General features: G+C 72.2%; 11 protein-coding genes. 4 read left to right on the top strand and 7 right to left on the bottom strand.

Annotation, left to right across the window (positions count from 1 at the left end):
* Window positions 1-11: 11 nt before the first annotated feature.
* From Pen02_RS40055 to Pen02_RS40045, 3 genes are read left to right on the top strand one after another with little or no spacing between them, the layout of a single operon-like run.
* Window positions 12-512, top strand: a complete 501-nt coding sequence (locus Pen02_RS40055; RefSeq protein ID WP_203871434.1) for a transposase — start codon at window positions 12-14, stop codon at window positions 510-512.
* Window positions 449-865, top strand: a complete 417-nt coding sequence (locus Pen02_RS40050; RefSeq protein ID WP_239142007.1) for a transposase — start codon at window positions 449-451, stop codon at window positions 863-865. The genes Pen02_RS40055 and Pen02_RS40050 overlap by 64 nt, the downstream gene beginning before the upstream one ends.
* Window positions 866-899: 34 nt before the next feature.
* Window positions 900-5,384: a non-ribosomal peptide synthetase gene (locus tag Pen02_RS40045; RefSeq protein ID WP_203871433.1), complete on the top strand. Its 4,485-nt coding sequence runs from the start codon at window positions 900-902 to the stop codon at window positions 5,382-5,384.
* A 105-nt stretch (window positions 5,385-5,489) separates the two neighbouring features.
* Here Pen02_RS40045 and Pen02_RS40040 read toward each other — a convergent pair whose 3' ends face one another.
* Genes Pen02_RS40040 through Pen02_RS40010 form a run of 7 tightly spaced genes read right to left on the bottom strand, consistent with a single transcriptional unit; the run spans window position 5,490 to window position 21,107 of the window.
* On the bottom strand, window positions 5,490-10,250 hold the full coding sequence (locus Pen02_RS40040; protein WP_203871432.1) for a non-ribosomal peptide synthetase: 4,761 nt from the start codon (window positions 10,248-10,250) through the stop codon (window positions 5,490-5,492).
* Entirely contained in the window at window positions 10,247-10,972 is a 726-nt protein-coding gene (locus Pen02_RS40035) for a thioesterase II family protein (RefSeq protein ID WP_203871431.1), read from the bottom strand. The genes Pen02_RS40040 and Pen02_RS40035 overlap by 4 nt, the downstream gene beginning before the upstream one ends.
* Window positions 10,969-13,209 (bottom strand): lantibiotic dehydratase, encoded by a 2,241-nt coding sequence (locus tag Pen02_RS40030; RefSeq protein WP_203871430.1) that lies wholly within the window; start codon window positions 13,207-13,209, stop codon window positions 10,969-10,971. Before Pen02_RS40030 ends, Pen02_RS40035 begins: the two co-directional genes overlap by 4 nt.
* Entirely contained in the window at window positions 13,206-18,530 is a 5,325-nt protein-coding gene (locus Pen02_RS40025) for a type I polyketide synthase (RefSeq protein WP_203871429.1), read from the bottom strand. The genes Pen02_RS40030 and Pen02_RS40025 overlap by 4 nt, the downstream gene beginning before the upstream one ends.
* A gap of 32 nt (window positions 18,531-18,562) precedes the next feature.
* Window positions 18,563-19,360 (bottom strand): ABC transporter permease, encoded by a 798-nt coding sequence (locus Pen02_RS40020; RefSeq protein ID WP_203871428.1) that lies wholly within the window; start codon window positions 19,358-19,360, stop codon window positions 18,563-18,565.
* Window positions 19,357-20,124, bottom strand: coding sequence for an ABC transporter permease (locus Pen02_RS40015; protein WP_203871427.1), 768 nt, complete (start codon window positions 20,122-20,124; stop codon window positions 19,357-19,359). The genes Pen02_RS40020 and Pen02_RS40015 overlap by 4 nt, the downstream gene beginning before the upstream one ends.
* Window positions 20,121-21,107 carry an ABC transporter ATP-binding protein gene (locus Pen02_RS40010; RefSeq protein WP_203871426.1) on the bottom strand — a complete coding sequence of 329 codons (987 nt, stop codon included), beginning with the start codon at window positions 21,105-21,107 and terminating at the stop codon, window positions 20,121-20,123. The genes Pen02_RS40015 and Pen02_RS40010 overlap by 4 nt, the downstream gene beginning before the upstream one ends.
* Before the next feature lie 303 nt (window positions 21,108-21,410).
* Here Pen02_RS40010 and Pen02_RS40005 point away from each other — a divergent pair, with 303 nt between their 5' ends.
* Complete coding sequence (locus tag Pen02_RS40005) at window positions 21,411-22,058, top strand: TetR/AcrR family transcriptional regulator (protein ID WP_203871425.1); 648 nt, start codon at window positions 21,411-21,413, stop codon at window positions 22,056-22,058.
* The last annotated feature ends 18 nt before the right edge of the window (window positions 22,059-22,076 follow it).

Here is a 22,076-nt window from a genome sequence, read left to right as displayed (position 1 = left end):
CCTTGTCGCCGGTGTCGCCGCACGCACCGCCCCGACCGCCCTCGACGATCACCTCCCGACCAGCCGGCCACGGCACTACCCCTTCCGACACCACCGACGCCGAATGGCAGATCCTCGGCCCGTACGTCCCCGCCGGCACCGGGCGTGGACGCCCGATCACCTATCCCCGTCGCGACGTGATCGACGCGATCCGCTACCTCGGCCGCACCGGCTGCCAGTGGGACGCCCTGCCAGCGGACTTCCCGCATCACAAGCTCGTCTACCACTACTTCCGGCGGTGGACCGCCGACGGAAGCCTGACCCGCATGCGCAACAGCCTGCGGGAGCAGGTCCGCGAGCACGTCGAAGGCCGGGAGCGGCAGCCGTCGGCCGCCCTGGTCGACTCCCAGTCACTACGCGGTGCGGAGACGTCGGCCGACCCGACCGCGGCTACGACGCCGCCAAGAAGATCAACGGCAGGAAGCGTCATATCGCGGTCGACACCTGCGCCCTGCTGCTCGCGATCCTGGTAACCGGCGCGAACGTGCAGGACCGCGCCGCCGCCAAGCCCGTCCTCTGGGCTTTACACACCTGCTTTCCCGGCATCCGCATCGTCTGGGCCGACAGCGGCTACACCGGCGCCCTCGTCGGCTGGGCCGCCGACCAGTTCAGAATCGCCGTGCGGATCGTCACCAAACTCGCCGGCCAGACCACCTTCGTCGCGCTGCAAGGCAGGTGGGCCGTCGAGCGGACGTTCTCCTGGATCAACCGGTGCCGCCGCACCGTCCGCGGCTACGAACGGCTACCCGAGCACCACGCCGCGATGGTCCAATGGTCAATGATCATCATCATGACCCGACGCCTCGCCCGCCACCAACACATCTGAACCCCTTATTTACCAGGCTCTAAGATCCGTCCGTATGAAACGTGTGGTGCGCGCAGGTTTCGCCCAGGAGCGGATGTGGCTGCACAACCGGCTCGGCGGGACGACCGCCTACCACGAGTCTGTCGCCGTCGAGCTGCGGGGCAGGCTCGACGTCAGCGTGCTGCGCCAAGCCCTGCAGGACATAACCGGCCGGCACGACGTCCTGCGCTCCGGCTTCGAGGAGCACGACGGCGTCGTGACGCAGGTGACCCGTCCGTACGTTCCGGCTCGGTGCGTCGTCGTCGATTTGGCCGACGAACCGGATCCAGCGGCCGCGCTCGAGAATCTGCTCGAAGTCGAGCCGGCGCGCGAGTTCGTCCTGCGGCAACCGCCGCTGCTGCGATGCACCGTCGCCCGGCTGGCCGCGGACCGGCAGGTCCTGCTGTTTGTGCAGCATCACCTGATCTGCGACGAGCACTCCTGGGGGCTGCTGCTCGCCGAGGTGTTCGGCGGCTACGCGGACCGGCTGGACGGGATCGGTCCGGCACCGGCGGGCGGCCAGTACGCTGAGCACGCCGAGCGGGAGCGTGACCGCCTTCAAGGCGGACGGTCCCTGGCGTACTGGCGAGACGCGTTGGCCAGCGGCCCGGTTACCCACCCGTTGCCGCAGCGTCGCGCAGCCACTGGTGACCACCGGCCGGCGAGGGAGGTCCGGCTGCCGATTCCTGCGGGTGTGCGCGACGCCGTGCTGCGGTTCGCCCGTGAGCGCCGCCTGACCCTGTTCACTGTCTACTTCGCCGCGCTCGCCTACGTCCTACACCGGCACAGCGGGGCGGAGCGCCTCGCCATCGGCACGCCGGTGACGACCCGTACGGAGCCGGACACGTTTTCCGTCCTGGGCCCGTTCATCAACACCTGCCTGCTTCCGGTGGACCTGCGTGGGGAGCCGACCGTCGCGGAGTTTCTTCGGCGCTGCCGCAATGCCGTGGTCGGCATGCTCGAACATCGCAGCCTTCCCTTCGAGACGTTGCTCAACGAGCTGCGCGCCAGGCCCGGGACCGCCGCCGGCGACGAGCCGGTGCAGGTGATGTTCAACCTGCGTGAGTTCGACGAGCGTCGGGTCATACCCTGGGCGCGCCGGCTGGAGCGGGCCGGGCTCGATGTGGCGCTCGTGCCGACCCGAGGCGTCGCGGCGAAGCTGCCGCTGTCGGTGTTCGTCCGGGCGGACGACGGGCGTCCCGAGCTGGTCGCCGAGTACGACGGCGCCCGGTTGGCCGAGGCGACGGTCCGGACGCTTCTGGTGCAGCAGCTTGCCGCGGTCGGTGAGATGATTCGAGCCAGTGACGGCCGGTTGTCCGATGTCGACCTCCTGGTGGGTGAGCCGACCGGTTGGGAGCAGGGGCCGCTGCGGCCGACGGCCGACGGCGAAACCGTCGTCGGGCTCATCTCGGCCCGCGTCGCGGAGCGGCCGGACGCGCCGGCCGTGACGGATGCCAGCAGGACGCTCACCTACGCACGGCTCGATGACGTGGCAAGCCGGCTCGCCCGCCGTCTACGAGAAGCGGGCGTCGGACCGGACGTAGTCGTTGCCGTCGCGGGCAGCCGGTCCTCGCGCGTGCTGGCCGCACTGCTCGGCGTGCTGAAGGCGGGCGGTGCCTACCTGCCGCTCGACCCGGCGTATCCGGCGGCCCGGCTGGCGCACATGCTGCGCGACAGCGGCGCCCGCATCTTGCTGGCCGAGCCCGGTATCGCCGTGCCGCATGTCGACGGCGTGCGGACCATGCCGCTCGCTGACGACGGCGATGCGAGTGAGGGTGCCGCCGCCGACAAACCGGTGCCCGGGCCGGCGCCCTCCGACCTTGCCTACGTCATGTACACCTCCGGCACGACGGGGGTGCCCAACGGCGTCATGGTCGAACACCGCGCGTTGGCCAACCACGCGCACGCCGCCGTCGACGCCTTCGGGCTGGGGCCAACGGACCGGGTGTTGCAGTTCGCGCCGCTCAGCTTCGACGTCTCGGTGGAGGAGATCTTCCCGACCTGGTGCGCCGGTGGTTGCGTCCACGTGCAGCCGGAGCGACTGCTGACGCACCACACGCTCGCGCGGCTGATCGCCGACGCGGGTGTCACGGTGGCGAACCTGCCGACCGCGTACTGGACCCAGTGGGCGGAGCAGCGCCGCCGGGCACCGGACGCACTGCCGGCCACGCTGCGCCTTGTCGTTGTCGGCGGATCCGCGGTGCCGGCCTGGGCGGCGCTGCGCCCGGAGGACACACATACGGTGCTGCTCAACGGCTACGGCGTGACCGAGGCGACCATCACCAGCACCACCGGACCCGTCGACGCCGATCCCGGTGGGGATGGCGCCACCGCCCCGATCGGGCGGCCGGTGCTCAACACCGTGGTGCGGGTCCTCGACGAGCGGGGCCGGCGGATCCCCGCCGGTGTGCCGGGCGAGCTGTACGTGGGCGGTGCCGGTCTGGCCCGTGGCTACATCGGCCGGCCGGATCTCACCGCTCGACGGTTCGTGCCTGACCCGTTCGGTGCGCCCGGCGCGCGCCTGTACCGAACCGGCGACCGGGTACGCCGGCTGCCGGACGGCCGGCTGGAGTTCCTCGGCCGGGTCGACGAGCAGTTGGCCGTTGGCGGCCATCGGGTGGAGCCCGTCGAGATCGAGGCCACGCTTGGCCAGCATCCCCGACTGGCGGCCTCGGCGGTCGGCCTGCGCGACGGCCGCCTCGTCGCCTGGGTCGTGCCGGCGCCGGACGTACCCGCACCGGACCCCACCGCGCTGCGTAACTGGGCCGCCGCCCGGCTGCCCGCGCACCTGGTGCCGCGGGTGTGGGAGCCGGTCGCGGCGCTGCCCCTGTCACCGAGCGGCAAGGTCGACCGCGACCGGCTGCCGCGACCCGGCGAGGTGCCCCCTGTCCCGGCCCGGTTCCCGGCGATCTCCGACCCGACGCAGCGCACGCTGGCCGAGGTCTGGCAGCAGGTGCTCAACCGGCCGTCGGTCGGGCCCGACGAGAACTTCTTCGCGCTCGGCGGCGACTCGTTCGCCAGTCTGCGGATCGCGGCCCGTGCCGCCGAGTACGGTCTCGCCGTCGACCCCCGCGACGTGCTGCGACTGCCGACCGTGGCCGAGCTGAGCACCACCGTGACGATCCAGGACACTACTGTCGCCGAGCCGGAGGCCGTGGACGTGACGGACGGCGACGGATTGGTGCCGCTCACTCCGATCCAGCGGTGGTACTTCGCACTGGCGAACCCGACCCCCCAGCACTGGGACCAGGTCACCATTGTGCCGCTGCGCCGGTCCCTCGACGTCGCGCTGCTGGAGCGGGCCGCGGACATCGTTGTGAACCGCCACGAGTCGCTGCGGCTTAGGTACGCGCCGGCGGCCGGCGGCTGGCGGCAGTGGCTCGGGCCATCGAACGGCGGCGGCGCGCTGGTACATCGCACCGATCTGTCCACCATGGATTCCGCCGACCGGGTGGACGCCCTCGAACGGGAGGCCGAGCGGCTACAGCGGGCCCGGGTACTCGCCGACGGGCCGCTGCTGATCCTGCTGTACGGCAGCACCCCATCCGCCGAGCCCGACCTGCTGCTGGTCAGCGTCCACCACCTCGCCATGGACGCCCTGTCCGCGCACTTCCTCCGGGACGACCTGCTCGACGCCTACCGGCAGGTGGCCACCGGAGATCGGCCGTCGTCGGCGTCGCCGACCCTGCCGTATCCGGCGTGGGCACGGCACCTGGCCCGGTACGCGACGAGTCCCGCCGTGCGCGCCGCCGTGCCGTACTGGATGGCGGCGACCGCCCCCGGTGCGGTCACCGTCGATGTCGACCACTCGACCGGGCCGGCCGAGGAGGGCTCGGTGGCGTTTGCGTTCGCACACCTCGACGCGGCCAGCACCACGACGCTCGGCACCCGGTTCTCCGGTCGGCTCGCCGAGGTGGCGCTCGGCGCGTTGCTCTGGACCGTCGGTGACCGAGCCGGCCGTGGTGACGTCGTCGTTGACGTGCTCGACCACGGGCGCCGGCCGGCGGACCCGTCGCTCGACGTCAGCCGGACGCTCGGCTGGTTCACCGCCATCTTCCCGTTGCGGGTGCCGGTGCCGCCGGGAGCGGACGTCGCCGACACGGTCGCGGAGACCGGCGAGCGGTGGCGCGACGTGCCACACCACGGCCTGTCGTACGGGCTGCTGCGCTACCCGCCGGCCGGTGCCCCGTCGGTGCCGGCCTCCCCGGCCGGGCTGTCCTTCAACTACGTCGGCGTGGTGGACCGGGCTCCCGTGGCGAGCGGGACGCCCGCCGGTCGGCCGCTGCGGGTCCGTAGCCCTCGCGCACTGCGGTCGTGGCCCGTCTCCGTCTTCGCGTCGCTCGTGGATGGTGCGCTGACGCTGCAGTTCGGGTACAGCCGCAATCTGCACCGTGGCGTCACGATCGAGGCACTCGCTGCCGGCTGCCGCGACGCCCTGCGCCGGCTCGCCGCAGGCGAGGGCGCGGGCCGGGGTCGGGGCCCAACGAAGGATCAGCGGTGAGGGCCCGCTCCTCGTCGATGGCGCCCGGCGCGGCCAAGCGCAGGTCGGCGGGCTGAGGATCGGCGGTGAGCACCCCGACCAAGGGTAGCCGGCGAACGGGGCGGGCTAGGGGTCGGCGGTGAGGGCGGCGGCCATGCTTCGCACGGTCGGGTGGGCGAAGAGCAGGGCGAGCGGCACCGTGCGTCCGAGCAGCCGTTTCAGGTGATCCTGCACCAGCAGCAGGGTGACCGACGTGCCGCCGGCGTCGAAGAAGTTGACGTCCGGCGCCGGTTGCTCGCCGAGGGCAGCGGCCCAGATCGCCGCCACCGGCCCGGCGAGGTCCGTGTGCACCGTGCGGGTGCGGCGGCGCGGCGGGAGCCGTCGCGGGTCGAGTTTGCCGTTCGCCGTCAGCGGGATCGCGTCCACGAGGATCACGTCGGCCGGAACCAGCAGCGGTGGCAGTACGGCGGCGAGGTGCGCGCGTACGGCCGCCTCGGTCAGCGTCGGCGTGGCCGGCTGGATGTAGGCGGTGAGTGCCTCCGCCGAGTGTTCTCCGGGGCCGATGACCAGACACTCCCGTACTTCCGGATGTGTTCGTGCCAGGTGCTCGATCTCGCCGGGCTCGGCGCGCAGACCGGCGAGGTTGAGTTGTCGGTCGGTCCGGCCACGGAACTCGATCCGGCCGTCCGGACGGCGGCAGCCGAGGTCGCCGGTGTGGTACCGGCGCACCGCCGGGTCGTCGCCCGGGTCGCGACGGAACCGCTGTGTGGCGGGTCCGGCGCCGAGGTAGCCCAGCGCGAGGTGTGGGCTGCGGACCACCACCTCACCGAGCGCGTTGACCGGAGCCGGACGGCCGTCACGGTCCACGACGAGCAGGTCCGCGTCGCCGTGGCCGGTGCCGAGCAGCGTGCCGAGCGGTCCGCGCTCGTCTCGGCCGTCGGCGGGGCCGTGCCCTCCCAGGTCGGCCGGGTCCGCCGGCACCAGCTCGACGACGCTGACGACCTGAGGGGTCTCCGTCGCACCGTAGTAGGACTGTAGCCGGGCACGGGGAAACAGCCGCCGGACGACGGGTACGTCCGCCGCTGTCGACGGGGCGCCGCCGAACCCGACCAGGCGGACGTCCGGCAGCGACAGCCGCGCCGTCTGCGCCGCGCCCGCGTACAACCGGCCGGTGGCCGGGGTCGGGTACAGCACGGTGATGCGCCGCGCGGCCAGCCAGCGGACCAGTCGGCCAGGGTCGACGGTCGTGCCGGGCTCGGGGACGTACAGGGTGGCGCCGCTGGTCAGGGCGACGAGGATCTCCCGGAGCAGTGGGTCGTGCCCGATGCCGGCCAGCAGTGCGAACCGGTCCCCGGGGCCGATGCCGTGTTCGGCGCGGTGCCGGGCGACGAACGCGGCGAGCGGTGCCTGGCCGGCGATCACGCCCTGGGGCTCGCCGGACGTGCCGGATGTGAAGGCGACGTACGCGGTCGTGTTCGGAAGGGTGGCGGCGTCGATCTCAAGCCGTCGCCGCATCCGCCGCAGCCGGTCCGCCGGCTGGGCGCGGTCCAGGAGGGCGAACGGGACACCCGCGGTCAACGCCGCCAGGACGGTGAGTACCAGGGCCGGGTCCCGGTCTGCCGGATAGCCGAACCCGTGCGGCGGTCGTGCCGCTACCTCGTCGTGCAGTTCCCGGTAGGTCCAGACGCGGTCGCCGTACACCAGCGCCGGCAGGTCCGGACAGGCCCGCGTCGCCCTGGTCAACTGCTCGGCGACGGTCGGGACCGCCGGCCGTCCCACTGCCGGAAGCGGCGGTCTCGGCGGGTGAGCGGCCAACCCGACCGGTTCGTCCGGAGCTTCGGCAGCGGCCTTATACACCTGCCGGCAGTGCGCGGCTAGGACCTCGATCCGGTCCCGGTCGAACAGGTCGGTGTCGAAGACCAGCTCGACGTCGATCCGGTCGGGGTGTTCGACCAGGTAGCAGGAGAGGTCGAACAGCGCTCCCGGCACCGGCGCCGGTACGGGCCGCACGGCGCAACCGTCGAGTTCGAGGGGGTACTTGGGGTACGACAGCATGTTGCACCAGAACCGGAACAGCGGGTTCGCGCCCGCCTCCCGGGGTGGCGCCACGGCGTTGACCACTGCGGCGAACGGTGCCTGGCGGTGCGACAGCGCGGCGAGCAGTTCGGTCTGGAACGCGGTCGCGTTGGCGGCGAACGTGCCGGCGGCGGGGATCGTGCAGGGGACGGCGAGCGAGTTGTTGAAGAAGCCGACGCTGTCGTCCCAGTCCGGCTCGTCGCGGCCGGCGACCGGAACGCCGAGCAGCACGTCGGGCCGGCCGAGATACGTAGTGAGCACGGTTGCGAACCCCGTGGCCAGCACGCTGAACAGTCCGACTCCCCGGTCCCGGGCCAGCGTGCGCAGGGCGGTGGTCGCATCGCCGTCCAGGGTGAACCCGACCCGGTCGCCCCGGAACCGGGGATTTCCGCGGGCCCGCTGGATCGGCAACGGCTGCGGAGGTGGCACCCGGGCGAGCCGCTGCCGCCAGTACGCCACGTGTGTTTCCTCGTCGGGGTGACGGCCCGCCTTGGCGAGTTCGGCTGCCTGACGCACCGGCGGCAGGTCCGGCGTCCGTCCGGCACGCAGAGACCGGTAGGCCGCAGACAGGTCCCGCTGCACGAGCTCCATGGACCAGCCGTCGGTGAACAGGTGGTGCGCCAGCAGGAGCAGCAGGTGCCGGTCGAGCGCGGTCCGCAGCAGAGTGACCCGCAGCGCGGGCGTGGCCCGCAGGTTCCAGGGTTCCTGGACGATCCCGGCGACCTGGCGCGCGAGCGCCGTCGGCCCACCCTGCGCGTCGACGACGTCGAACGGTACGGCGTCGGCCCGGCCGGCTTTCTGGAGGACCGTTCCGGCCGCCTCGACGAGTGTGCTGCCCAGTGCCGTGTGCCGGTCGCACACCGCGATGACCGCGTCTCGCAGCACCGTGACGTCCAGCGCTCCGGTGACCTCGTGCAGCACCGCGACGTGGTAGGCCCGGCAGTCGGGGTACATCCGGTGCAGCAGCAGGAGCGCGTCCTGGGCTGCGGACAGTGGTGCGAGTCGCGGCGCGGTCGTGACCGGTGTGTTCGCCGGCCGCCGGGTCGTGCCGTGCCGCTCCACGAGTGCGGCGAGCCCGGCAACCGTCGGGTGGGCGTACACGTCGCCGATGGTGACGTCGACCCCGGTGTCGCGGCGGATCTGCCCGGCGATGCGGATCGCGGCGAGCGAGTGCCCGCCCGCGTCGAGGAAACGGCTCCGAGGGCCGTACCCACCGCCACCGAGAATGTCGGCCCAGACGCCGCCGACGTACCGCTCCGTCGCCGTTACGTACGGTGCGGGCGGCGGCGCGGGGGCGGCCGGCACGGCCAGATCGGCCAGGGCGGCCCGGTCGAGCTTGCCGTGGCGGGTCTGCGGCAGCCGGTGCAGCACCGTCAGCACGTCGGGCACCAGGTGCGACGGCAACCGGCTGGCGAGACGGGACCGGAGACCGGCCGGGTCGAACCCGTCCGGAGCCTGTGGAACGACGTACGCGCGCAGGACGTCGCTACCGGCGGGGCTCGTCACGGCAGCCGACCGGACGGTCTCGTCGGCCAGCAACGCCGCCTCGACCTCGCCCGGCTCGACGCGGTGACCACGCACCTTGAGCTGGTGATCGGCGCGTCCCACGAACATCAGCTCACCGTCGGCGCGCTGCCGCACGAGATCCCCGGTGCGGTACAGCCGCTGCGGACCGGCGCCGAGGTCGACGGTCGGGAAGGCCACCGCCGTCAGCTCGGCCGCGCGATGGTAGCCGTGCGCGATCCCCGCACCGCCGACGTACAGCTCACCGGTCGTGCCCGGCGCCACCGTTCGCTGGGCGTCGTCGAGGACGTACGTCCGGGATCCGATGACGGGCCGGCCGATCGGGGTCCGACCGGTCGCGGAATCACCCTGCCCGACGGGCACCTCGTAGAGCGTCGCGCAGACGTGGGTTTCGGTCGGGCCGTAGCCGTTGAGGACCCGTAGCCCGTCGACGGCGGCGGCGATCCGGCGCAGCAGCCGCTCCTCGATCGGTTCGACGCCCACGAGAAGTCGGCGCAGCACCAGCCGGCCGGGATTCGCCTCGGCCCAGTCGGCGAGGTCTGCCACGGCGAACGGCGGCACGTACGCGCTCGCCACCCGTTCGGTGGCGAACAACTCCAGCAGCGCGGCCGGGTCGGTTCGCGCGGCGGCCGGGACGACGAGCAGCTCACCGCCGAGCAGCGCCGAGAAGATCTCGTACACCGACACGTCGAAACCGGTCGCGGTCCACCACGTGCAGACCCCGCCGGGCGGCAGCGGCGCCCGCGTCCCGACGTCGGCGAGCAACGCCACGATGCCGCGGTGATGGCAGCGCACGCCCTTGGGTCGGCCGGTCGAACCGGAGGTGTAGATAACGTAGGCGAGGTCGTCCGGGGCGACGCCGAGCGGCGCGGACACCGGTGCCACCGCAGGCGGCGACGCCGGAATCCGGAGTAGCTTCACCGGCAGGTCGGGCAGGGCACCACCGGCCGTCGCGAGGCAGGCGGCGGGCCGCGCCTCGTCGACGAGCTGGCGTACCCGGGCAACCGGCTGTGCCGGATCCAGGGGCAGGAACGCGGCTCCGGCGGCGAGGACACCGAGCACCCCGGCCACATACGGCACTGACGGTTCGGCGTGCAGCCCGACGACGTCGCCCGGCGTCACCCCGGCGGCGCACAGGTCCTCGGCCACGCCGAGCGCGATCCCGTACAACTGCCGGTAGGTCAGCCGGTCAGCACCGCACCGCACCGCCGGCTGGTCCGGTGTGGACCGCATCTGCGCGGCGAACAGCGCGAAGAGCCCACCGGGCGGTACGGCGGGGGTCATCATCCACGCACCACGGCGGTACGCAGGATCCGGGCGGTGGCGTCCGCCTCGTCGCGGAAGAAGAAGTGCCCACCCGGCAGCCGGTGGTACGACACAGGCCGGCTGCTGTGCGCGGACCAGCCCTCCAGCTGGAACGGCGACACGAACGCGTCGTCGGCACCCGCCAGCACCGTCAGCGTCGTCTCCAGCGGCTTCGGTCGATCGGGTCGCCACGTCTCGAACAGGGTGAAGTCAGACCGCAACGCCGGCAGGAGTGACCGGATCATGGCCGGCGCGGTCAGCAACTCCGGGGCAGTACCGCCGTAGTCGTGGACGCGGGCCAACAGTTGCTCGTCGCCAAGCCGGTGTACGTCGTCGGCTGGGTCGCGTCGATCCGGGGCGCCGGCTCCGGCCAGGACGAGAGCGCTCGGGACAGGCAGGCCCCGGTCGGCGAGCCCGATCGCCAGCGCCACCGCCACGAATGCGCCCATGCTGTGGCCGAAGAATGCCACAGCGCCGGAGGCGGCCGGGACGAGGTCGTTGACCAGGTCGTCCATCGCGAGGTACGGCCTGCGCCCGGTGAGGTGCTCCCGGCCCGGCAGCTGCGTCGTGCGCAGCCGCAGTCCGGGCCCGAGCCGCTCGGCGACCGGCCGGAACGCGTCGCCCCCACCACCCGCGTGCGGGAACGCGAGGACGGTCGGCCCGACACCGTCCGGCGGCACAAGGCGGAACCGTGCGGCACTCATCGGGTCTCCGCGTCGGCCCGCACACAGACAAGGCGGAACTCGACCGTGTACCGCTGGTTGCGGTCGTCGCGCAGCCAGAGGTCGTCAGGTCCGGGCAGCATCTCGGTCAGCACGAGCCGCCCGCCCGGGTGCGTCGCCTGCCGGCGGCGCACCCGGTGTGCGAGCACGGCCAGGGACTGGCTGTTGTCGACGTCGACGAAGAACGGCTTGCGTTCGCCGGTGACGGTCGCGAACAGGAACCGGTCGGTGGCCATGGCAGGGAAGGCGGCCCGTAGCCCGGCCGGGAACGCCGCGCCGGCGGGAATCTCGGCCAGCGGCGCACTCCAGCACTCCCGGCTGACCACGAGGTCGTCGATGGTGATCCGGGGCTGGTGCCGTGCCGGCGCGGCGACCCGGAACCGCTGCGCGCCCGCGTGACTGAGGTGGTCACCGATCACCTCCACCAGCGGCGCCACGGGCCGGCCGTCGACGGTCCGGACCACGGCCACGTCGCCGTCGAGGTGCAGCCGCAGCGTGGACACGGGCAGCGTCCGGGCGGTCCGCGGCTGGTACGGCGGCTCGCTACCAGTGCCGAGGTAGACGTCCTCGTCGGACAGGAACCAGTCCGGCGGCACGGTGCGGGAGTTCAGCGGGGAGTTCCTCAGCGGATAGAGGGGGACGAACTTGCCCCGGCTGTCGGCGCGGATCCTCGCGTGCAGCGCGACCCGGTCCGGATGTGAGCGGTCGAACGGCATATGGTCGGTGGCGTTCAGACCGGCGTGCAGTTCGCCGAGGACCGGCACGTACCGGCCGGCGGCGAGGTCACCGGCCGACGCGGCGGCGAACATGACGTCCGGAGACTGCCAGCGAGCCCGCGCCCACCGCGGCGCACCGGTGGCGAACAGCTCGGCGGCCCGGGGCCGAAGCTCGGCACTTGTCCGGTGGATCGGTCCGCCGGACGGCGTCAGGCCCAAAAGGGCAGCCCAGCGCCGGATCAACTCTGCGGCGACCGGCTCGGCCGGCGGAACGCCAGCTCCGGCAGTGCTGGAAGCTCCGGTAGGGCCGGCAGGCTCGGCAGGGCTGGCGGTGCCGGGAGGGACCGCCGCGCCGACCGCGTCGAGTTCGGCCAGCGGGGTGAGCGCGTCGAGCACCGCACCGAGCGGTATTCCGCCGGGCTGACGGGCACGGTCGCCGAAGCGCTCGACGATCCAGTGCTCGTACGCGTGCGCGACCGCATTGCAGAACCACAGCGCGGAGTCCAGCAGCAGCGTCAGCGGCGGCGTGAGACGGGCGAGCACGTCCGTGCCGAGCACCGTGTCGAAATCAGCCGTAGTGTCCTCGAAAACCAGTGTGCGGCCGGCGTAGAACTCGCCCGGCCGCTGCCCGGCCGCGCGTCCGGTCAGCTCCGCGAAGGTGGTACCCAGCTTGTCCATCGCTTCGCTGAACATGTCCGGGTCCCCGGCCGCAGCGATCGCGTCCCGCGCGGCGACGAGCGCATCGAGGTCGGCCACGGCGGCGCCGCGCCGCTCGGGTGCGGGGACCCGCAGCAGCCCACCCCGCAGGGTCCGCTCCGGGGCGAGACCGCGCGGCACCGCGAAGCCGGAGGTGACGATGCCCATCGCCCGCAGTCGGGCGAGGCGGCGGTGCGAGTCCTCGCCGCCCTCGGACGCGAGGTCGGCGCCGGTCCGGCGGCCGTCCACAAGTGACAGTATTCGCAGCTCGGCAGGGTCGAGGCGGACGACGGACCCGTCGGCGAGCCGTACTCCGTCCGTGGTGCGCTCGACCGACGGCGCCAGGTGCACGACGGTCCAGGGCGTCAGACCGTACCGCTCCTCGAGCGCCTCCGCGACCGCCTGCACCGCCCAGAGCTCGAAGCACACGTCCCGGCTGCGCGGTTGACGCCCGGCCGGCCCGACCGAGGTGCCGTCCGCGGACCAGGTGCCCCACGCCGCCGGGCCGAAGCGGCCGATGGTGTCGTTTTTGGCGCAGTACCGCTGGGCGTACGCCCAGACCGTGCGGTCCACCGCCCGGCGGTCGGTTGGCCGCTTGTGGGCGTAGCCGCGGCGCAACGTCGCCGCGAGACCAGGGTTCTGCCAGCCGATGGCCTCGAGGAACGCGATTTCGGCCGCGATGTCGGCGGGAGGCCGCCGCCCGGCCAGCCACTCGAACGGCAGACCGGCGGCCCGGACCACGAAGGTGTCCCACACCGCCCAACCAGGCGCGAGTGGCCGCAACGCGACCGGCTCGGCCGTGTTCATCGGCTCCCGTCCCGCACACCGTCGATGACACCTGCGAGCCCACGGATCGTCGATCGTTCGAACAAGTCGGCGACGGAGAGCTCGACGCCGAGTTGGTCGCGGATCCGCGAGGCGAGGTACACGACGGTGAGCGACGAACCACCGAGCTCGAAGAAGTCGTCGTCGATGCCGATCTCCGGCACGCCAAGCGTGTCCGCCCACAGCTTCGTGAGCTCGACCTCGGCGGCGGTGCCCGGCGCCGCGTACGGCACGCCAACCGGCCGGGATCCGCCGCCGGTGACGGACCCGGCGGTGTTGGCCGAGGCGATGGCGGCCTGGTCGAACCGGCGGGCGATCTCCAGCCGCCGAGAGAGCGGACCCACGGTGGTGACGACCTGCGCTCCGGGCCAGGTCTCCAGGATGCGGCGCAGCAGCAGTTGCCCCTCAGCGGTGCCGACCATGGTCCCGTCACCCACCGCCGTCGACGGCTGGTCCTGCCGCCTGCCGACCGTCGGCGCGGTTGCCTGCTCGTCCCCGACGCTGCGGCAGGTGTATCCCTCCACGATCACGCAGACCGCCCCGGTGCCGTCGACGATCGTGATATCGGCCTCGATGAACTCCGGCCGGTCCGGGTCGCACCGGTAGATCTGCACGGCCCAGCAGTGCGCGGGTATCGGCCGACGCAGCTCGACTCGGCGGTAGGAGAACGGTAGGTAGATGTGGCCCTGCGGGGCGGGTACCCCGTACGAGGCCCGGTCCAACAGCGCCGGGTGCAGCGCGAAGTCGGCCACGTCCGCTGCCAGGTCCTCGTCGAGACGTAGCTCCACGAGGCCCCGCGCGCCGTCGGACCAACAGCCGGCAACGGCGCCGTAGTGCGGCCCGAACTGTACGACACCATCCTGCAGGTGCGGGTCGACCTCGGTCAGCCCGGACCGGTAGGCGCTCAGGTCGACCCGGTCCGGCGAGCCGGTGGTGCCGAGGTGCAGCGCGCCCCGGCACTGAACGCGTTCGTCGTTTCCGTCGCCGAACGCGATGGCGAACTGCCACCAGGTGGCGTCGGCGCCCGGGGTGAACGTGAGCCGGGCGGTGGTCTCCGTGGCGACGAAGACCGGGTCGATGAACAGCACGTCGGCGACCTGCAGGGTGTCCACACCCCAGGCGTGCCGCCCGGCCGCGGCGACCATCTCCAGCAGGCTCGTGCCGGGCAGCGCGCCAGCGTCGTCGATGCGGTGCTCCGACCACACCCAGTGCGCCTCCGGGCGCAGCCGGACATCGAACTCCTTGACCTCCGGCTCGTCGCGCGTCATCGCGTCGAGCAGAACATGTTCGACGGGGATCCGGTCGACGCCGCCACGGACCCGCTGCATGCGCTGGAACGCCACCGTGCCACCGGAGTCGGAGACCATCCCGACGTCGCGCCAGCCCCACCAGTTGACTGCCATGAACCGTGGGTCGCCGTCGGCGCGGGCCGTGGCGAGCGCGTCGAGGAACAGGTTCGCGGCGGCGTAGTCGCAGTGGCCGTAGTCGGCGCTGAGCGACACGATCGAGGAGAACAACAGCACGAAGTCGGCGCCCGCGAACTGCCCGTCGTCGGCGAGCCCGGCCAGCACCGCCGCGCCGTCGAGTTTCGGCCTGAACACCGCGTCGGCCGCAGCCATGTCGTGCACGGCAAGGAGCTGACCACCGGGCACCCCGGCGGCGTGTACGACACCGTGTACGTCGCCGAACCGCTCGCGGACCAACCGCAACGCCGCTGCCATCTGTTCGGGGTCGGCGGCGTCCGCCGTGAGGGTAGACACCGTGCCGCCGGCCGCCTCGACCCGCTGGATCCCCTCGATCCGCCGCCGGGTTTCCCGGGCGGTGCCGGCCTCGGCGAGCAAGCCGGCCCACTGCGACCGGTCAGGGACAGACGAGCGTCCGATGAGGACGGTATGGGCTCCCGCAGCCCGGCCGAACTCCTCGGCGACGGCGAGGCCGAGCCCACCGAGCCCACCGGTGAGGACGTAGAGCCCACCCGGTCGCAGCGGCGGCAGCGGCGGTGGCTCGTGCTGCGCGGTGAGGTCCGGGGCAATTGTGAACGACTGCACCCAGCGGCGCTCCCCGCGCAGCGCCACCCGCTCCGCAGGGTTGCCGGCGAACACCTCCGCGACGATCGAGGTGGCGAGCCGGTGCGCCGGTACGGTGGCGTCCGCGTCGATCTGGCGGACCGCCGTAGCCGGCTGCTCGCGGGGCAGTGTCAACAGTGGGCCCAGCGCCGCCGCACCCGCTGGCAGGGACGGTTCGCCGTTCACCGACCAGGTCCGGTCGGTGACCGCGACGACCTCGATCCGCGACGGGCTGTACCGGATGAGCGCCTGGGCGAGTTCGGCCATCCGCCCGTACGCCCGACGCGCGTCCGCGGGCATCCCGAGCCGCCACGTGGACAGGTCGAGGCCGTCGAGGACCAGGACCCGGTCCACCGGTGGCGAATCGGGTGCCACCTGCCACTCGTTCCCAGTCGCGACGACCGCGTCGACGCCGGCGGCTGTGGCGAACCCGGCGACGGCACCGGCCAGCTCACCGCCGCCGACCAGCAGCCACCGCTGCCCAGCATCCGGGGCCCCGGTCACGCGCGGGACCTGGCGCCACGTCGGCAGGTACAGGTTGAGTCGGGGCAACTCCTGGTCCGGCTCGTCGTCGGTACCCTTGTCCGGCTCCACCCAGCAGCGCACCCGCCGCAGTGGGTACGCCGGCAGCGCCACCCGGCGGCGCACCCGTGAACGCTCCAACCGCTCCCACACCGGCTCGACACCGTTGGTCCACAGGTGTGCGGCGGCGAGGCAGAGGTCGGCCACGTCGTCGTACCTGCCGGACATCGCGGCGACCGTCACGGCCCGTTCTCCGGCGTTGATCATGTGCTGTCGCGCGAAGGCGCTCAACGCCTTGCCGGGGCCCACTTCGAGTAGCAGGTCATGCCCAGCCCGGCGCAGCGTCGCCAACCCCGCGTCGAACCGGACCTCGTGCCGCAGTTGCTCGGCCCAGTACCGGGGGTCGGTGGCCTGCCCGGCCGAGATCCAATCACCGGTCACGTCGGACACGAACGGCACGGCGGGCGGTCGCAGTTCCACTCCGTCGAAGGCAGCGACGAACGCGTCCAGGACCGGATCCAGCAGCCGGGAGTGGAAGGCGTGCGAGGTGCGCAGCGGCGTAGCGACGATGCCGAGGTCGTCGAGCTCGGCTGCGAACGCGGCCACGGCCTCGGCCGGGCCGGACACCACGCAGGCCGACGGCGAGTTCGCCGCCGCGAGGTCCAGGTCGTCGGGCAGCATCGGGCGTACCGCTTCGGCGTCCAGCAGCAGGGCCAGCATCGCGCCTCGCTGCGTGGACTGCATCAGCGTTCCGCGCCGCGCGATGAGCCGCAGCGCGTCCGGTAGGTCGAACACACCAGCGACGCAGGCGGCGGTGAGCTCGCCGACGCTGTGCCCGAGCATCGCGGCAGGCCGGACACCGAGGTCCGCCCAGAGCCGCGTGGCGGCCCACTGCACCACGAAGAGCGCCGGCTGCGCCACTGCCGTCTCCCGCAGCCGCAGCGCCGCGTCCGCATCGTGGGGCCGAGCCAGCAGCAGCTCCCGCAGGTCGAACCCGAGTAGCGGTTCGAGGATCACGGCGCACTCGTCGACCGCATCCCGCCATTGTGGATATACGTGGTAGAGCGCCGCGCCCATGCCGGGTGACTGGGCGCCCTGGCCAGGAAACAGCATCGCCACCCGGGGGTTCTGGGTGGTGGCCTGCCCGCTCACCAGAAGACCGCCGGTGCCCACCGGCGCCCGGAGTGCCTCGGCCGCAGATGCCGCGTTCCGGGCGACGACCGCCCGGCGCTGCGAGAACCCGGGTCGCCCCTCCTGCAGGGTGTACGCCACGGCGCCCAACCCGCCGTCCCCGGCGCCGTCGGCGAGCGCGAGGCCGAGCCGCGAACCGGCCTCGTCCAGCGCCTCCGGGGTCCGCGCAGACAGCGCGACGACCCGCCAGGCGTCCTGCTCGGCCTCGGGCCAGGGGAGTGCGGGGGCCTGCTCGAGAACGGCGTGGGCGTTGGTACCGCCGATCCCGAACGAGCTCACCGCCGCGCGTCGTACGGACTGCTCGCGGTCCCAGCCGGTCAGCTTGGTCGCGAGCCGGAACGGACCCTCGTCCAGGTGCAGCGCAGGGTTCGGCACTTCACAGTTGATGGTGGGTGGGATGGTCCCGGTCCGCAGGGCGTAGACGCTCTTGATCAGCGCCACGGCGCCGGCTGCGGCACCCAGGTGCCCGACGTTGCCCTTGACAGATCCGAGCCAGCAGAACCCACGATCGGCGGTGTGCTCCCGGTACACCTCGCTCAACGCCGAGACCTCGATCGGGTCGCCGAGAACCGTGCCGGTGCCGTGCGCCTCTATCATGCCGATCGTGCGCGGGTCCACCGCGGCGTCCCGCAACGCCGAGCGGACCAGGTCAACCTGGCCGGCGACGCCGGGCGCCGTGAATCCGGCCCGCCTGCTGCCATCGTTGTTGACGGCGGTGCCGAGCACGATCGCGTAGATGGTGTCACCGTCGGCAACGGCGTCGGCGTAACGCTTGAGCACCACGATCGCGCCGCCGTTGCCAAAGATCGTGCCGGAAGCGTCGGCCGCGAACGGCCGGACGTGACCGTCCGCCGAGTACATGCCGCCCTCCCGGTACAGGTAGCCGCCGGCGATCGGTAGGTCCACCTGTACACCACCGACGACCACCACGTCGCAGTCACCGGCCCGCAGGCTCCGCACGCCGAGATGAACCGCGACCAGCGAGGTGGAGCAGGCCGTGTAGAGGGAGACACTCGGACCGCCGTAGCCGAGCTTGTACGAAACCAGCGGCGCGATGTAGTCCGGTCCGGTGCCGACCAGGATGCTCGCGTCACCGACCGCCTGGCGGACCGAGCGGTTGCGGAACAGATGGTCCTCGCGATACGTCCCCAACGCTGCCCCGCCGAGCACGGCGACTCGGCCCGGCAACTGCCACGGGTTGTGCCCGGAGTGCTCTAGCGCGGTGTACGACAGCTCCAGAAACAGCCGGAACTGCGGGTCGCAGATTTCTGCCTCCCGCTGCGTGAAGCCGAAGAACTCGGCGTCGAACCGGTCGAGGTCTCCGGCGGTGGCGCTGACCGCCCGGAAACCCTTGCGTCGCGCCATGCTTTCCGGAACGCCGCGTTCCACCATCGTTTCGGCGTCGAGCTGTTGGACGGACTCCCGGCCGGCGCACAGGTTCCGCCAGAAGGTGTCGGCGTCGTCGGCGCCCGGCAGTCGCGCCGCGTACCCGACGATCGCCACCCTGCCGTCTACGTTGGACATCTGCCACTCCCCGCTTGTGATGGTCCGTGTGGTCAGCCGGCCAGGAGCGCGCCACCGGAGCGCCGCTCGTGCCGGATCGCCAGGCCGAACGCGGATTTCGCCGCCACCGCCCACGCTGCGGCGACGACGACTTCCCAGCCACAGTGGGCCAGGACGGACGACCAGTCCGGTCCGGTCGCCAGCGCCTCGCGCAACGCCTGCAACGCGTGGGTGTACGGCACTGCGGAGACGATTGCCCGCACCACCGCCGGCCAGGTGTCGAGCGGAATGACGAAACCGCCGAAAATCATGATGAGCATGTACGTCAGGTTCAGCGCCAGCCACTGCGCACCAGACGCCGTGGCGACCAGACCCGCGACCAGCACCGCCAGCAGGTAGACCGAGCACGCGCCGAGCAGCACGACCGGCGCGGCGGCGACCGCACCCTGCCAATGCAGCGGTACCCGCAGGATCGCGGCGCCGGCATAGAGCGCGATGAGGGCCGACAGCGTACCGGTCAGCACGGTGTGCAGCCCGCGCGCCGCGAACGCCAGAAAGTAGTCGGTGGGCGACACCACGACCAGGCCGGCCGTGCCGAGGTGCCGGTCGGCCGCCGCCCACATGACGATCGACAGGCACTCCAGCACGGCGATAACCGCAGCACTTCCGACGAGCAGGAACTGCACCTGGTCCCGGCCGCCGAACAGCAGCCCGACCAGGCTGAAGAAGAGCACCTGCGACACGACCCGGGACAGCCAACCGAACACCCACGACCGCCAGGTGTGCACCGTGCGGAGGTCGGACAGGCCCAGCCGCAACGACCAGCCGACGACCGTCAACAGCCGGCTCACGCCAGCCCCAGCGATCCGTGCCGGCGTGCCCGGTCGACGAGCCGGCCCAACAGCACCTGCCCCAGCGCGAACGTGACGATCGACGCGACGAGCAGTCCGGTCACCTGCTTCCCGACCCCGGCCGGCGGCTGCGGGTCGAGCGACGCGCGCAGCAGATCGCCTCCCCACGACAAGAACACCAGCCGCGACACCGGCCCCAGCCACTCCGGCAGCATCGACACCGGCACGACCAGCCCTCCGAGGATGAAGAACGGATACGTGAAGGCGATCTGGAGGTACAAGGCGTTGCGCGCCAGGACGAACAGCGCGGCGACGAACCCGGCCACGGCGATCATGCCGAAGGTTGTGAGCAGCAGCGCGATCGCGAACAGCCCTGGGTGTGCCACGGTGACCGCCGTGCCGAAGAACAGCAGCGTGGCCAGCCACACCTCGGGTATCACCAGCAGGGCCACCCCGACGACGGTGCTCACCCGGCCCAGCACCAGGAGTGGGAAGGCCGCAGGACTGGCCGCAGCCAGCTCGAAGGTGGCGAACCGCCGCTCGTTGCTGACGATGCCCCCGCCGACCTGCACGCAGATGTTCCACAGGGAAATCAGCACCGCGCCGAGGGCGGCCTGCGGAATCAGGTCCTGACGACCACGGGCGTACGCCGCGCCGACCAGCAGCAGCACGAACAGCGGGGCGAGGATGAAGGACTGACGGTCGTCGAGGCTGCCCCGCATAAGCCACCATTGCAGCCGCACCGCCGCCAGCGTTGCCGTCACCTCCGCGCCGCGCCCTGCCCGTCGACGAGGTGCACGTACACCTCCTCGAGGTCCGGCAGCGACGTGCGTACCCGGGTCACCCCGGCGTCCAGCAGCATTCGTAGGACCTGTCCGGACGCGTCCTTCGCCGCGGTCTCCACCCGGACCGAGCCGTCGGGGCGCCGCCCGGCGCCCGATACCCCGGACACGTCGGCAAGTTTGGCCAGCAGCGTGTCGTCGACGCCCTGCGCGTCGACCCGCTCGAACCGGGTCAGCCGGGTGCTGAGCGTCGACGGGCTTTCCGTGGCGATGACCCGGCCGTTGTCGATCAACGTGACCCGGTCGCAGAGCTGCTCGGCCTCCACCATGTCGTGGGTGGTGAGCAGGATCGTCCGGTCCTGGCGCAACTCGCCGATCAGCGCCCGGAACGCCCTGGCCCCCAGCGGGTCCAGACCGGAGGTCGGCTCGTCGAGCAGGAGCAGCCGAGGATCGGTGACGAGCCCCCTGGCCAAATGCAGTCGCTGCTTCATGCCGCGCGAGTACGTCTCGATCCGGTGGTCCGCACGCTTGCCGAGCCCAAGCCGATCGAGCAACTCGCCGGCGCGACGGGCGGCAGTAGGGGTGTCGACGCCGTAGAGCGCTGCCCAGTACCGCAGATACTCGCGTGCTGTCAACTTGTAGTACAAGCCGCGCTCGCCGCCCATCACGATGCCGATCAGCGGGCGCAGCTGCTTCGCGTCACGCACCACGTCCAGCCCGAAGATCCTGATCGAACCCGAGGACGGCGTCAGCACCGTGGACAGGATCTTGCACATCGTGGTCTTGCCCGCGCCGTTCGGACCGAGCAACCCGTGCAGCTCACCCTCGCCGATGCGTAGGTCGACTCCACCCAGTGCGGTGACCTCACCGACCGGCGGTCCCAAGAGTCGCCGGCGCTGCACGTAAGTCCGGCCGAGACTCCGGGCGTCGACCGCAGGCTGGAGCCCGAACGTCTGGTCCACCATGGATTCTCCTCGTTATGTGGCGCACCAGGTTGTAGCCCTGCGGTTGCGCGGATCGGGCGGCGTCCGTTGATCCGGCCCATGCCCGGCTCCTACCTCTCAACCTTGGTCCCGCCACACGCACTGGACGACGCTGCACACCGTTTTGTGACAGCCGGGAGCCACGACCACCAACCGCGCCGGGACTATCCAGGGTGAAGGTCACCGACGCATCCTGTAGCGCTTGCTACAACTAGAACGATCGCTACGGTAGATTTGTGGCGACGGCATCGTCAAGGTCGCGGCGAGGCGAGAGGTGGGTGCGGCATGACAGGGACACAGCTCACGCGTAGGAAGCGCGCCAACGGCGTGGAGTCGCGGCAACGCATCCTCGACGCTGCCGTGCAGATCGCGAGTGAACGCGGATATGACGGGACCTCGATCGCGGCGGTGAGCGCCCGCTGCGGGCTGCCCGCGAGCTCGATCTACTGGCATTTCAGGGACAAGGACGACCTGCTCGCCGCAGTGATCGAACGCAGCTTCGAGACCTGGCTGGCGGCCGTCGACCTGCCCGGCGAGGAAACCGGTACGCCGCTTCAGCGAATCGTCGCCGTCGGCGCGGCGGTGGCCGCGTCGCTCGTGGACGCCCCCGACTTCCTGCGCCTGGGTCTCATGCTCGCCCTGGAGCGGCGCCCCGAGGAGCCCCGCGGCCGGGCCGTGTTTCTCCAGGTCCGCGAGGTCGCCCGACAGAAGTTCACCGAAGTGATCGAGACGCTGCTGCCGGACCTCGATCCGGCGAACGTGCGGACCGTCGTGACGTACGCCCTGGCCGGGGCCGACGGACTGTTCCTGCAGCGCGAGATCCACGGCGATGTCGTCGATTTCACCGCGATGTTCGAGCTGCACGCGCGGCTGGTCTACGAGGCAGCCCTCCAGATGGCCCCAGGGACTCCCCAAGACCAAGCCCAGCCGTAGCTGCGATCAGCAATGGTG

Source organism: Plantactinospora endophytica (assembly GCF_016862915.1).
Lineage (GTDB): Bacteria > Actinomycetota > Actinomycetes > Mycobacteriales > Micromonosporaceae > Plantactinospora > Plantactinospora endophytica.
The sequence above is the reverse complement of the archived record's forward strand: the minus strand, read 5'-3'. Positions and strand labels throughout refer to the sequence as shown.

Coding starts and splice junctions, on each gene's coding strand:
- Pen02_RS40045 (WP_203871433.1), top strand. CDS start 900: ATGAAACGTGTGGTGCGCGCAGGTTTCGCCCAGGAGCGGATGTGGCTG.
- Pen02_RS40040 (WP_203871432.1), bottom strand. CDS start 10,250: ATGATGACCCCCGCCGTACCGCCCGGTGGGCTCTTCGCGCTGTTCGCC.
- Pen02_RS40035 (WP_203871431.1), bottom strand. CDS start 10,972: ATGAGTGCCGCACGGTTCCGCCTTGTGCCGCCGGACGGTGTCGGGCCG.
- Pen02_RS40030 (WP_203871430.1), bottom strand. CDS start 13,209: ATGAACACGGCCGAGCCGGTCGCGTTGCGGCCACTCGCGCCTGGTTGG.
- Pen02_RS40025 (WP_203871429.1), bottom strand. CDS start 18,530: ATGTCCAACGTAGACGGCAGGGTGGCGATCGTCGGGTACGCGGCGCGA.
- Pen02_RS40010 (WP_203871426.1), bottom strand. CDS start 21,107: ATGGTGGACCAGACGTTCGGGCTCCAGCCTGCGGTCGACGCCCGGAGT.
- Pen02_RS40005 (WP_203871425.1), top strand. CDS start 21,411: ATGACAGGGACACAGCTCACGCGTAGGAAGCGCGCCAACGGCGTGGAG.